Origin of the sequence: Novosphingobium sp. (assembly GCF_027486195.1) — a bacterium.
GTDB lineage: Bacteria > Pseudomonadota > Alphaproteobacteria > Sphingomonadales > Sphingomonadaceae > Novosphingobium.
In genome coordinates, this window is sequence record NZ_JAIXPP010000020.1 from 55,064 (window position 1) to 67,583 (window position 12,520).

Below are 12,520 nucleotides of genomic sequence, written 5' to 3' on the forward strand. Positions count from 1 at the left end.
TATGCCGCAACTGATTACGGCAGAGGAAGCCGCCAGGCTGGTCAAGTCCGGCATGTGGCTCGATTACGGATTTGGCGCGACGCAGACCGAGGCGTTCGACAAGGCGCTGGCTGGGCGGGTGCACGAGCTATCGGGCGTGAAAGTGCGCAGTTGCCTGACGACGCGGCCGCGCGCGTTTCAGGAGGCCGATCCCGAAGGCGCGCACATGCTTTCGGCGAGCTGGCACTTCAGCGGATACGACCGGCGGCAGTTCGATGCGGGGCGCTGCACTTATATCCCGCTCAATCTGGGCGAGTGGCCCGATCTCTATCGCCGCTTTGTGGAACGCGTGGATATCGCGGTGTTCCAGGTCTGCCCGAAGGATGCGGACGGCAATTACAACTTCTCGATTTCTGCCTCCTATTTGCGTTCACTGGTGGAACGCGCGGATGTGGTGATCGTCGAGGTCAATCCGGCGCTGCCATACTGCTTCGGGCCGGATAACGCGGTGCACGAGAGCGAAGTGGACTTCGTGATCGATGTGCCTGCCCTCCCCGCTCCCGAACTGCCGAGCGCGATTTCGAACGAGGTGGACCTTGCCATCGCGCAGCTGGTGGCGGCGGAAATCCGCGACGGGGACTGCCTGCAGCTGGGCATCGGCGGACTGCCCAATGCAGTGGGGCGCGCAATTGCCGGTGCCGGGGTGAAGGACCTTGGCGTCCACACCGAGATGATGGTCGAGGGCCTCGTCGAACTGGTGAAATCAGGCGCGGCAACGGGCGCACGCAAGCAGATCGATCCGGGCAAGGCGGTCTATGCTTTCGCCATCGGCACGGCGGATATCTACGCGGCGCTCGACCGCAATCCGGCGTTCGAGGCACGGCAGGTGGACTATACCAACCTGCCGAAATTCGTGGCGCGCAACGACAACGTGTTCTCGGTCAACAGCACCGGGCAGATGGACCTGCAGGGGCAGGCGGCATCCGAAGCCGACGGCTACCGGCATTTCAGCGGCACAGGCGGCCAACTGGGTTTCGTGCGGGCGGCCTATGAATCGGAAGGCGGGCGCGGCTTCCTGTGCATGCCATCGACCTATGAGAAGCACGGGGTGCGCAAGAGCCGTGTGGTTGCGGGGCTGGCGCCGGGGACAACCGTGACGGTGCCGCGCACCGACGTGATGCATGTGGCGACCGAGTACGGGATGGTCTGCCTCAAGGGTCTGCCGGTGGCAGAGCGGGCCAAAGCGATGATCTCCATCGCGCACCCCGATTTCCGCGAGGAGCTGGAGCGCGAAGCCTATGCAAACGGACTGATTCCGAAGCATTATTTCTGAGTGTGAGGCTACGCGTGAAAGCGGTGTTCAAATGGACCGGCCTGTTGGTGCTCGGCCTTGTGCTGGGGATCGCGCTTGCCGTCTGGCAGATCAGGAACAGCGGCCTCGGCAACGATGTGCGCGTGGGGCCATGGACCACCGGCCGCGACATCGGCACCGCCCATGCGGACATGAAGACGCGCGCGGTTGTCGCGCTGCGCGGCTTGCTGGCGCTGCCGGCGCAGGAGGCCCGCTATTTCACCGCAGCGACAGATAGCGCCGGTGCGCCGCTTTCAGGCAAATGCCGCTATGCCTTGACCGGCGGCATGATAGAGGCGCGTTGGTGGAGCGTGACCCTGTATGATCCGGGCGGCTGGCTGATCCCCAATCGGTGGAACCGGCATTCGATCGGCAGCGGGCGCATTCCGGTGGGTAGGGCGGGCGGCTGGACAGTGCTGATCGGCCCGGAGGAGCAGCCCGGTCTGTGGATACCGACCGGCACGGACGGTGCGTTCGAGCTCACGCTTCGCACCTATCGTCCGCATGGGACACTGGCGCGCGATCCCGCGCGAATCAGCCTGCCGACAATCACAAGAGGGGAGTGCCGCCCATGATCCGCCGCCTCGCCTCCCTCGCCGTGGTCGTCGCGGCAGCCCTCGGCAGCTACTACGGGACGCTGGCGACGGCGCCCTACGGCCTGATGTGGCTTGCCGAAGCGAAGCTGGCGAAATCCGGGCCCGTCAACCACTTCACCCACACGCCGCCCGTACGCGCCGAGCGGCAGTTCGTCGTGCGCCCCAGCCCGGACCTGCTCTATTCCGTATGTCCTTACGACCTGACTGCGGGGCCGCTGGAAGTGACCGCAGTGCCGGTACCCGGGCGTTACAGCTCGATCAGCGTGTTCGATGCGCGAACCGATGTCGCCTTCGTTCGCAACGACGAGCAGATGGGCGGTGAGCCGATGCGGGTGGTGTTGGCGCTGGAGGGGCAGCAGACGCCGGCAGGGATCGACACCGTGCGGGTACGCTATGCGACGGGGATCGTGCTGCAGCGCGTCCTGCTGGCCGATCCATCCGAGGCGGCCGCGATCGATCCGATCCGCAGCAAAGCGCGGTGCCGGACGCTGACCGGGTAGAACCGCGCGCTGGTGCTGGCCCCGACCCGGGCCGGCGGCCTTGGCGGTGATCGCGGCGCGGCGGAGATCCTCATGATGCCGGGGATTTCATCACGTCGGAGCGCGCGGGAACCCGCAAAGTCCTGCGCAGTTCAGCAAGCGGGCTTGCGCGCCTTGTAGAACACCGTCCGGAAGGGAGAGCGGCCGGGCATTCGCAGCAGGAGCTGGCCGCGCAGGGCGTGTTTCACCGCTTTCTTGAGGCACCAGACCAGCCCATCGACCGGCTGTTCCTCATAGCGTTCAAGGTTGAGGCCGATCTTCTCGAAGGTCATGCGCATCTGGGGCGGGGCGGCGAAGACCAGGTGATCCGGAAGGTAAAGCATGTCCGGAAACGCATCCCGGCTGGCAAGATCGGCTGCGTTGCCGGTCTCCAGAAACAGCACGCCGCCGGGCCGCAGCCGGGCCGCCAGCGCGGCGCCGAAGCCTAGGAAATCGGGCACGTGGGAGTAGACGTTGATGAGCGAGATCACGTCGAATTGCCCCGGAATGTCGTCCAGCGACTGGCTCGTGACGGGCAGGCCCAGCTCCTGCGCCTTGCGGACCTTAGGCTGCATCGGTTCGATGCCGTGGACCTTGCTGCCGGCTGGTGCGGTCTGGCGAACGGCGGCCACCACCTCCCCGTAGCCGGCGCCGACATCAAGCCAGTGGATCGGCTTGCCATCGGCCCAGTCCGCGCCGAAGAGTTCGCGTATAACTTTCGAGTAGTGGGCAGTCTTCGACGCCTTGTACCGCGTCCGGACGTCGAGCGCACCATCTTCACCACGGTGGACACCGACCTTGTTGGCATCGCTGATATCGGCATCCGAGGGCCGGGGATTTACATAGAGGAGCCCGCAACCGCGGCATTTTCCCATCGCGAAGCCATTCTCGCGCGCCCAGGGGGCGGCGTCATCGTTTCCACATAGCGGGCATGGCGTCTGCATCGCGGCTTACCTTCGTGACTGAGAGATAGGATAATGTTGGTTAGGCCACAAATCTGATCTGAAGTATGACTGAAACGACTTACTTTATCCTCATTCGCAACGTTTTGATACATTCTTCTCTGGCAGATCGAGGCCGCAATGCGCGGTGCCAAGGAGTGAGACAGGGTCTTGCGGAAGTGTATCGAGCGGGGGAGGCGCATTCTGGGCACCCTGCGCCTGGCGAGTCGCCGCATGGGCAAGGCGGCAGGTAGGGTGCGAGTTTGACAACGCCCTCAGAACACGGAAAACGTCGCGCGCCGCTGTTTGCCGAACTGGCACGCTGCGGCGTGGATGGTGGCGCTGGTCAGCGCGCGGTCTTGGGAACGCGGTTCGTGAAAGTGCTTGTTGTCGAAGATGACACTGCCTTGGGCGAGGCCTTGCAAGCGGCCTTCGCCGGCGCGAACTTCAATGCCGAAATCTGCGCATCGGGGCGCAGTGCCGCCGAATTGCTGGCGCTCTATCCCTTCGACGCCGCAGTCATCGATCGCGGGTTGCCGGACATGGACGGCCTTGATCTCGTCAGCAGCCTGCGCCGTAGCGGGAACCGCATTCCCGTCATCATCCTCACGGCCCAATCAGACGTAGGCTCGCGGATCGACGGGCTGGATGCGGGTGCCGATGACTATCTGGGCAAGCCCTTCCTCTTCGCCGAACTGAAGTCCCGCCTCAACGCCGTGGTGCGGCGGGCGGAGCACCGCATTTCGAACACGCTGGACTGCGGGAACCTGTCCTACGACGTGACCAGCCATGTCGTGAGCATCGATGCGGCGCCCATCAGCCTTTCGCCGCGCGAGCGCAGCCTGCTCGAGATCTTTCTGCGCTCGCGCGGGCGGCCGATCGATACGGCCCGCATGGAGGACCTGCTCTGCGCAGCGTCACAGGCGCTTTCGGCCAATGCGCTGGAGGTGAGCATTCACCGGCTACGGCGCAAACTGGCGGCAGCGGGCAGCACGGCCGAGATCGTGTGGCTGCGCGGACAGGGCTATTGCATGAAGGCCGACACCATGAAGGCGGGCAGCATGAAGGAAGGGCGGGCGTGATACGCAGCCTGTGGCTGCGGCTGGTCCTCGCGCAGGTTGCCATCGCGTTCGTTCTGGCGCTTGGCCTGCCCTTCATTGTCAATCGCACGATCCGCGAGATCGGCGATGACCTGACCCAGCGCCTGCTGAGCGGCGAGGCGGCGGAATACCTTGCCGCGCAAAGGGCGGGTACTGTGCAGACGGCGAACAGCCCGAAGGCGGGCGCGATCGCGCTTTACATGGCGCAAGGCCATCACTTGCGCAGGCTTTCCGGGCCGGACATTACGGACCTCTCCGCACTGACACCGGCACGGCTATCGCGGGAGGGGTTCTACCATGGCCCGCATTCCGATTTCCTGACGCGGCCGATCGGGCCCGGCCAGACGCTGGTTGTCGCGGAAGACCGGCAGCATCCGGCTGTCCTGCACGACGATATCGTCGCGTATTTCCTCGATCGCTTCATCGTGATCGTGCCGATTGCGCTGGTCTGCTCGACCCTGGCGAGCCTGTGGGCGCTGGCGCGGGCGATCAGGCCGATCAAGCAAGCGGCGAGGGATGCGCGGGCGCTCGATCCGATCCGCCCCGGGACGGCGCGCCTGCGCGAGGATATCGTGCCGACCGAGATCGAGCCGCTGGTGCACACGGCCAACGAACTGCTGGACCGCGCCGTATCCGGCTACGAGCGCGAACGCGTGTTTGCGGCGACGGTTGTCCACGAACTGCGCACCGCGCTTTCGACGATCAGCCTGCGGACCGAGCTGCTGCCGGGCGGAGAACCGCGCGACAAGGTGGTCGAGGCCGTGGCGCACGCCAACGAGGTGGTGACCCAGATGCTGGGGCTCCACGGGCGCGAGGAAGAACTGATCCGGGGGAAGCCGCGCGCGGTCTCGGCCGCGGCGCAGGATGTAATCGACGATCTTGGCGGGCTGATCCGGTCTTCCGGCCATGGCCCGGTCAGCCTGCGCTGCGTGGACAGCGGACCGGCCCGCCTCGCACCGGACGCGCTGGTCCGGATCACGGTTGCCAACATTGTCGAGAACGCGTTGCGGCACACGCCGGCGGGCGCCGGGATCACGATCCTGTGCGATGATGCGGCGGCGACGGTGGTTGTGGCCGATAGCGGCCCCGGCATCCGGATGCGCAGCGGATCGGACGGGCGCAAGATCTATTCCCGCGCCGACGGATCGCCATCGCGCGGTTCGGGTCTGGGCATCGCGATTGTCACGCGGCTGATCGAAACGGCGGGCGGCTCGATCGCATTCGGGACGAGCGAAGCAGGCGGAGCGGCGGTTACCCTGTGCTATCCGGCGGCGCAGGAGCGAGGCTAGCGGACCTCTTGTCCCTGCCCATCATCGGATTGGCCATTGGCCTGATAGAGCGCAACCGTATCGACCAGCCGCGATGCCCACGCCGCCGTGCGCTGCAGGCGGGCCTGCTGGAGCGCCGCCTGCGCCTGCAGGAGCGCGAAGGAACCGACCTCGCCAAGCTGCTGCTGGCGCTGCGTGAAGACATAGGACTGTTCGGCTGCGGCAAGCGCCCGCACCGATGCGTCTTCGGTCCGCGCATCGGCCTGCAGGCCGTTGATCGCATCCGACACATCGACAAAGGCCTGCAACACCACCGAGCGGTATTGCGCCTTGCTTTCCTCGAGCAGGGCCTCGGCAGCCTGCTGCTGCCGGCGCAGCGCTCCGGCATGGAACACCGGCGCCGTCACCCCGCCGACCAGCGACCAGAAGGCGTTCCCATCCTGGAACATATTGGAAAAGGTCTGCGCGGCGCCGCCGGCGCTCGCCGTCAGCAGGAACGAGGGAAACCTTGCGGCGACCGCGGCGCGGGCATCTGCGGCGGCGCCTTCCACGGCGGCAGCGGCGGCCTGCACATCGGGCCGGGCGCGCACGACAGCAGCAGGCAGGGCGACGGGCACGTGCGCGGGCAGCACGAAGCAGGTGCTGGAGGGCAGCGCGGGCAGATCCTCGCCCGGGGCGCGGCCGAGCAGCGCGGCGACCAGCGCGCGCTGGTGCGCTTCGCTGCGCTGCAAGGCCGGAAGCGCGGCCTCGGCAGCGGCGAGCGCGGCTTCCTGCGCGGCGACATCCGCATCACCGGCTTCCCCCAGCGCGCGGCGCTTGCGCGTCATCTCCAGCATCTGCCGGGCCGAACCGATCGAGGCCTCGGTCGCCGCGATCTGATCGGCAAGGGCCGCGCGGCTGACCACAGCGACCACGAGATTGGCGGCAAGGCTCTGGCGCGCAGCGAGGAGGTGCGCGGCGGCGACCTTGGCCGTAGCCCGCGCCGATTGCCGCCGCGCGCGCAGACCGCCGAACAGATCGAGCGGGTAGCTCACTGTCACTTGCGCAGTGTGCAGCGAATAGAGCAGCTGCGAGCCGTCTGCGAGGGGGGACTGCAGCGCGGCGGGGCTGCGCGCGCGCTGTGCGGAGTAGGACACGTCGACGCCGGGGGCGAGCGCCGCGCCGGCCACCCCGGCCTGCGCCTGCGCCGCGCGTAAGGCGGCATCGGCGGCCGCGATGTCGTTGCTGCCCGCTAGGCCCTGATCGACCAGCTGGTCCAGATCGGAGCAGCCGAATGCCTGCCACCATGCGCGCGGGGTTGTCTCGCCCACGGTGAAGGTCTGGGCTGGAACCGCATTGCCGACCGTGGCCGACGTGGGCGCGCCGGCACCGGCCACCGCAGGCAGGCGGGCGTGGGGATCAGCATCACCGATCCCCGTGCAGCCTGCCACCAGCGCGCAGACGGCAACAGGTAGGGCAAATCGCAAGCGAGCGTTCATGCCGGCTCCCCTTGTTCGGAGTAGTGGCCGATATCGCGCCCGTGAGGCCCGCGATCTTCGGGCGGCAGGTGGAGCGAGAAGCGCTCGACGAGGGCGGGCAGGACCAGCAGGATCAGCAGCGGTGCAAGCGCCATGCCGCCGACGACCACCAGCGCCAGCGGTTTCTGCACCTGGCTGCCGATCCCGTTCGACAGGGCCGCCGGCAGCAGCCCGATGGCCGCGACAAGGCAAGTCATCAGGACAGGCCGCATGGCGTTTGCCGTGGCGCGGCGGACCGCGACGTGCCGTGTCGCGCCATCATCGACGACCTGGTTGAAGGTCGTGACGATGAGGATCCCGTCCATCACCGCGATCCCGAACAGCGCGACGAAGCCGATCGCCGCTGAGATGCTGAAGGCGGTTCCCGTGAGCGCCAGCGCGAGGACGCCGCCAACGATCGCCATGGGGATGGCGGAAAAGGCGAGCAGCGTATCGCGGATCGAGCCGAAGTTGGCGTAGAGCAGGATCAGGATGAGGATCAGGCTGATCGGCACCACGATTTCGAGCCGGGCAATCGCGTTCTGCAGATTGTCGAGCTCGCCTGCCCATTCGAGGTGGTAGCCCGGCGGGATCGTGACATGCGCCTTGATCCGCGCCTTCGCCTCCGCAACCACGCTGCCGAGATCGCGTCCGCGCACGCTGAACTTGATCGGGATGTAGCGTTCCTGATGCTCGCGGTAGATGAACGAAGCGCCGGTGGTGAGGTGGATGTTCGCTACTTCCGACAGGGGAACCTGGATCATGCCTTTCCCATCAGGCGATGGTGCGCCCACGGTGATCTGGCGGATGGCTTCGAGCGAATTGCGCTGATCGGCACGCAGGCGGACGACGATCGGGAAATGCCGGTCGGTTCCGGGCTCGTAGAGCTGGGCGGTGCTGCTTCCGCCGATGGCGGCGGCCACGGTCTGGTTGATATCGTCGGGCGTCAGGCCATAGCGCGAGGCGCGGGCAAGATCGACGTCGATCCGGACCGTAGGCTGGCCGAGGGACTCGAACACGCCGAGATCGGCGATGCCCTGGACCTTCGCCATTTCGGCCTTGATCGCCCCCGCCGTCTTTTCGAGCGTGGCGAGATCGGGGCCATAGAGCTTGATCGAATTTGCGCCCTTCACGCCGGAGGCGGCCTCTTCCACGTTGTCTTCGATGACCTGCGAGAACGAGAAATCGACCCCCGGAAAGCGGCTGTGGAGATGGCCCGACATATCGTCGACCAGCTTTTCCTTGGTCATGCCTGCCGGCCATTCGCTGCTCGGCTTGAGCGGCACGAAGTACTCGGCGTTGAAGAAGCCGGTGGCGTCGGTGCCATCGTCAGGCCGGCCATGGGCCGAGAGAACCGATTCGATTTCAGGATAGCGCGCAAGATCGCGCCGGATGGCGTTGACGACCGGCTGCCCCGCCTCAAGGCTGATCGAGGCAGGCAGGCTGGCGCGGATGTAGAGGTTGCCTTCCTCCAGATGCGGCAGGAACTCGACGCCGAGTGCCCTGACGCCAAACCCGGCCAGCACCAGCGCGATGGCCGCACCGCCGAAGGTGAGCACGCGGTTGGCCTGGGCAAAGGCCGCAGCCGGTTCGTAGATTCGCCGCAGCCACGCGACCAGCTTCGTCTCGACCTCGGACAGGCGGTCCGGCAGCAGGATGGCGGCGAGGACCGGGGTGACCGTGAACGTGGCAATCACGCCGCCGGTGATGGCGTAGGCATAAGTCTTCGCCATCGGCCCGAAGATGTGCCCTTCGACGCCGGTGAGGGTGAACAGCGGGATGAAGCTGGCGATGATGATCGCGGCGGCAAAGAATATCCCCCGGCTCACTTCGGACCCGGCGTGGAGGATGGCGCTGAGCCGGCTTGCAGGGCTGAAGTGGCCCTGGCCGGATTCCACCGCAACGGATCGCTCCACCATGTGGCGGAAGATGTTCTCCACCATGATCACGCTGGCATCGACCACGAGCCCGAAATCGAGCGCGCCGACCGAGAGCAGATTGGCGCTTTCGCCTTGCGCGACGAGGATAAGGACCGCGATGGCGAGCGCGAAGGGAATGGTCGCCGCAACGATGAGCGCGCTTCGCAGGTTCCCCAGAAAGATCCACTGCAGCGCGAAGATGAGCACGATCCCCGCCATCAGGTTTTCAAGCACGGTGTGCGTGGTGAGGCGGATGAGGTCCGACCGGTCGTAGACCCGTTCGAGATGCACGCCGGGCGGAAGCACGCCCGAGGCATTGATCTCGGCCACTTCCTTCTGCACCGCCTCGATCGTCGGCATGGACTTGGCACCGCGCTGCATCAGGACGATGCCTTCCACGATATCATCGAGCCCGTTGTACCCGGCGATGCCCAGCCGGGGCTGATTGCCGATGGAAACCCGCGCCACATCCTTGAGCAGGACCGGCGCCGAGCCCGCCGTTCCGACGAGCACGTTCTCGATCGCCGATGGGGACTGGATCAGCCCGACGCCGCGAACGATCGCGGCCTGCGACCCGAAATTGATCGTCTGCCCGCCAACGTTGCTGTCGCTTTTGGCAAGGGCTGACATTACTTGGGCCAGCGTCACCCCGTGGGCGACCAGCCGGTCGTTATCGACCGTGACATCGTAGGTGCGCAACTTGCCGCCCCAGCCGGTGACGTCAGCCACGCCGGGAATCCGCTTGAACCGGCGCTGGAGGATCCAGTCCTGCAGGGTCTTGAGGTCCATCGGCGAATAGCCATCGGGCGCGACGATCCGGTAGCGGTAGATCTCGCCAATCGGGCTGGTGGGCGACAAGGTCGGCTGAGCACCGCCCGCCAGCGGCGGCAACTGGGCCAGCCGGTTGATCACCTGCTGCTGGGCTTCCTGATAAGTCAGATCATAGCTGAACTGCACTTTCACATCGGACAGGCCGAACAGCGAAATCGCCCGCACGGTGGTGAGGTGCGGAATGCCCGCCATCGCCACCTCGATGGGAACGGTGACGTTGCGCTCCATCTCCTCGGCCGAGAGACCTTGTGTCTGGGTGACGATTTCGACCATCGGCGGGACCGGGTCCGGATAGGCCTCGATATTGAGCGCGGCGAAGGCAAAGCCGCCCGCGACCAGCACGGCCACGAACACCGCAACGATCAGCAGCCGCTGCCGCAGCGCGAAACGGAGCAGCCGGTTCATTGCCCCAGCCCCGCCTCGTTCACGAAGATCGCGCCGGCCGTGACGATGGTCTCGCCCGGGCGCAGACCGCGCAGGACTTCGACGCGGCCGCCGAGTTCCTCACCGGTCTGCACCTCGCGGCTCGCCAGGCGCCTGTCCGGCCTGCGCACCCAGACGCGCGCGGTGTCTCCTTCATGGATCACCGCCGCCGCAGGGACCATGATGCGCGTGCCGGGGCTGACATGATGGATCGAAAAGCTCGCGAACATCTGCGGCTTGAGCGCGCCATCGGGATTGGCGATGGTGGCGCGTACGGGCAGGCGATGGGTGGTGGGATCGAGCCCGGCACCGACCATGTCGATCACCGCCGTGAACCGGCGCCCCGGCCAGGCCGGCGTGACCACATCGACCTTGTCGCCAACGTGCACGCCCGAAGCATCGCTTTCCGCGATCTGCGCCTGCAGCCAGACGCGCGAGGCATCGGTGATCGTGAAGAGGGGCTTTTCGCCGCCAACGCCGACATATTGGCCGGGGGAAACATCGCGCAGGGCAATCGTGCCACCGATGGGCGCGTGGAAGGTGGTCACCTCGTGCAGCCCGCTGATCTCTCGGGCGGTCTCGAGCCGCCGAATCTCGCCAGCCGATTTGCCGAGGATCGCCAGCTTGTCACGCGCGGCGCCCACCGCAGCTTCGGCGCTGCGCGCCTGCGCTTCGCTGGCCGCCAGTTCGGTCTGTGCCTGCTGGTAATCCTTGCGCGCACCGCCCGCCGTCTCGGCCAGGGCCTTGGCGCGTTCGGCATTGCGGCGCGCATTGAGCAGGGCGACCTGACTGGAGCGCATGGTTGCCTCGGCCGAAAACAGGCTGTTGCGCGCATCGACGAAATCGCTCGTCCGGATTGTCAGCAGCGGCTGGCCGGGGGTGACGACCTGACCGGCATCGACCAGCACCTGCATGACCTGCCCCGAATAGGGCAGCAGCACCGGCGTGCTCATGTCGCCGTCAGCCTCGATCGAGCCGGAAGCGGTGGTCACCTGTTCGGCCTGACCCGCACCCACCTGCTCGAACGAAAGGGTCGCCAGCTGCGCATCCGTGGGGCGGAACGTTCCGGGCGGATCGGCGGGCAGCTCGTGCGGCACCGGCCGGAGGAGCCACGCCCCAAGCCAGCCGGCGAGTGCAAGTGCAGCCAGCGCTGCCAGAGCGAAAGCCAGCAGGCGCGCCTGTTGGCGGACTGTAAGCCTTGGCACAGGCGGATGAGCGTTTTGGGGATCTGTGTCAGCCATGGATGCGTTACCCGATTGCGGGCCGCGCCTATAAGCGACTGCGCTTACATGCGCCTTACAGGTCCCACTTTGGCTGCAATCGACCGGATATCTCACCACCGATGGCCCCATCCCGCAGATGGAGGCTAAGGGAAGGAAACACCTCGACAATGATGGACCGGGTGCGATCCCGGACGGAGACCGCAAGGCCGCGCCTCATTCACCGGGCGCGGCAAATACTGGAAACATCCAGAAAGATATGGTGAGCCCTGCTGGGTTCGAACCAGCGACCTACTGATTAAAAGTCAGTTGCTCTACCGACTGAGCTAAGGGCCCCCCGCAGATGGGTGAGCCTCACCTAGGGGTGGGGCGGGGCCGGGTCAAGCGGGCGTGGAGGTGGCGGATGGTGCAGGTTCCTGATGGATCGCGCCAGTCCGGGGTGACCGTCGCGGCGGGGCCGAGGACGAATGGGCGTGTCCGGAAGCGGGGGTGGGGAACGGTGAGCGTCTTGCTGTGCCAGGGGCCGCCGCTCCACAGCACAATGTCCAGATCGAGTGTGCGGGCGCCCCAGCGCTGGCCGCGGCGGACGCGGCCGAAGCGGGTTTCGAGGGACTGGAGCAGGGCAAGCAGCGCGGGCGGATCGAGCGGTGTGGCGATCCGTGCGGCGGCGTTGGCATAGCGGCGGCGCGAGGGGCCGATGGGGGCGCTGGCGATGATCGGCGAGATGGCTTCAACGACAAGGCCCGCCCCCGCCATGGCGGCGAGTGCGGCGCGCAGGACCTGCGGAGGAGGGCCGTGACGCGGATGGCGCTGGTTGGAGCCGAGCGCGATCAGGTAGTGGTAGGGCATGGTGTCTCGATTTCGCTCGACACGAACGG

10 protein-coding genes and 1 tRNA gene are annotated in these 12,520 nt (G+C 66.7%); 5 read left to right on the forward strand and 6 right to left on the reverse strand.

Annotation, left to right across the window (positions count from 1 at the left end; all coding sequences use genetic code 11):
• Position 1 precedes the first annotated feature (1 nt).
• Genes Q0071_RS04420 through Q0071_RS04430 form a run of 3 tightly spaced genes read left to right on the forward strand, consistent with a single transcriptional unit; the run spans position 2 to position 2,426 of the window.
• Positions 2-1,312 carry an acetyl-CoA hydrolase/transferase C-terminal domain-containing protein gene (locus Q0071_RS04420; protein WP_298165738.1) on the forward strand — a complete coding sequence of 437 codons (1,311 nt, stop codon included), beginning with the start codon at positions 2-4 and terminating at the stop codon, positions 1,310-1,312.
• A 14-nt stretch (positions 1,313-1,326) separates the two neighbouring features.
• Entirely contained in the window at positions 1,327-1,905 is a 579-nt protein-coding gene (locus tag Q0071_RS04425; RefSeq protein WP_298165740.1) for a DUF1214 domain-containing protein, read from the forward strand.
• Complete coding sequence (locus Q0071_RS04430) at positions 1,902-2,426, forward strand: DUF1254 domain-containing protein (protein ID WP_298166058.1); 525 nt, start codon at positions 1,902-1,904, stop codon at positions 2,424-2,426. Before Q0071_RS04425 ends, Q0071_RS04430 begins: the two co-directional genes overlap by 4 nt.
• A 131-nt stretch (positions 2,427-2,557) precedes the next feature.
• Here Q0071_RS04430 and Q0071_RS04435 read toward each other — a convergent pair whose 3' ends face one another.
• Entirely contained in the window at positions 2,558-3,319 is a 762-nt protein-coding gene (locus Q0071_RS04435; protein ID WP_298165741.1) for a class I SAM-dependent methyltransferase, read from the reverse strand.
• Between the two features lie 440 nt (positions 3,320-3,759).
• Between Q0071_RS04435 and Q0071_RS04440 the strand changes: the two genes are divergently transcribed.
• A complete protein-coding gene (locus Q0071_RS04440; protein ID WP_298165743.1) occupies positions 3,760-4,467 on the forward strand; it encodes a response regulator transcription factor in 708 nt (235 codons plus the stop codon).
• The gene (locus tag Q0071_RS04445; protein WP_298165745.1) at positions 4,464-5,774 is read left to right on the forward strand and encodes a HAMP domain-containing sensor histidine kinase; all 1,311 of its coding nucleotides are present in this window, start codon (positions 4,464-4,466) and stop codon (positions 5,772-5,774) included. Before Q0071_RS04440 ends, Q0071_RS04445 begins: the two co-directional genes overlap by 4 nt.
• Here the strand turns inward: Q0071_RS04445 and Q0071_RS04450 are convergent.
• From Q0071_RS04450 to folK, 5 genes are all read right to left on the reverse strand, one after another.
• On the reverse strand, positions 5,771-7,231 hold the full coding sequence (locus tag Q0071_RS04450) for an efflux transporter outer membrane subunit (protein WP_298165747.1): 1,461 nt from the start codon (positions 7,229-7,231) through the stop codon (positions 5,771-5,773). The two genes, Q0071_RS04445 and Q0071_RS04450, sit on opposite strands and share 4 nt — an antisense overlap.
• Positions 7,228-10,404: a CusA/CzcA family heavy metal efflux RND transporter gene (locus Q0071_RS04455; RefSeq protein ID WP_298165749.1), complete on the reverse strand. Its 3,177-nt coding sequence runs from the start codon at positions 10,402-10,404 to the stop codon at positions 7,228-7,230. Before Q0071_RS04455 ends, Q0071_RS04450 begins: the two co-directional genes overlap by 4 nt.
• The gene (locus tag Q0071_RS04460; protein WP_298165751.1) at positions 10,401-11,627 is read right to left on the reverse strand and encodes an efflux RND transporter periplasmic adaptor subunit; all 1,227 of its coding nucleotides are present in this window, start codon (positions 11,625-11,627) and stop codon (positions 10,401-10,403) included. Before Q0071_RS04460 ends, Q0071_RS04455 begins: the two co-directional genes overlap by 4 nt.
• A gap of 275 nt (positions 11,628-11,902) precedes the next feature.
• A tRNA-Lys gene (locus tag Q0071_RS04465) sits at positions 11,903-11,978 on the reverse strand.
• An 18-nt stretch (positions 11,979-11,996) separates the two neighbouring features.
• The gene (gene folK / locus Q0071_RS04470) at positions 11,997-12,491 is read right to left on the reverse strand and encodes a 2-amino-4-hydroxy-6-hydroxymethyldihydropteridine diphosphokinase (RefSeq protein WP_298165753.1); all 495 of its coding nucleotides are present in this window, start codon (positions 12,489-12,491) and stop codon (positions 11,997-11,999) included.
• Positions 12,492-12,520: the final 29 nt, after the last annotated feature.

Excerpts from the sequence above, each read along its gene's own strand:
- Q0071_RS04450 (WP_298165747.1), bottom strand. The coding sequence starts at position 7,231 with ATGAACGCTCGCTTGCGATTTGCCCTACCTGTTGCCGTCTGCGCGCTG.
- Q0071_RS04420 (WP_298165738.1), top strand. The coding sequence starts at position 2 with ATGCCGCAACTGATTACGGCAGAGGAAGCCGCCAGGCTGGTCAAGTCC.
- Q0071_RS04455 (WP_298165749.1), bottom strand. The coding sequence starts at position 10,404 with ATGAACCGGCTGCTCCGTTTCGCGCTGCGGCAGCGGCTGCTGATCGTT.
- folK (WP_298165753.1), bottom strand. The coding sequence starts at position 12,491 with ATGCCCTACCACTACCTGATCGCGCTCGGCTCCAACCAGCGCCATCCG.
- Q0071_RS04430 (WP_298166058.1), top strand. The coding sequence starts at position 1,902 with ATGATCCGCCGCCTCGCCTCCCTCGCCGTGGTCGTCGCGGCAGCCCTC.
- Q0071_RS04435 (WP_298165741.1), bottom strand. The coding sequence starts at position 3,319 with ATGGGAAAATGCCGCGGTTGCGGGCTCCTCTATGTAAATCCCCGGCCC.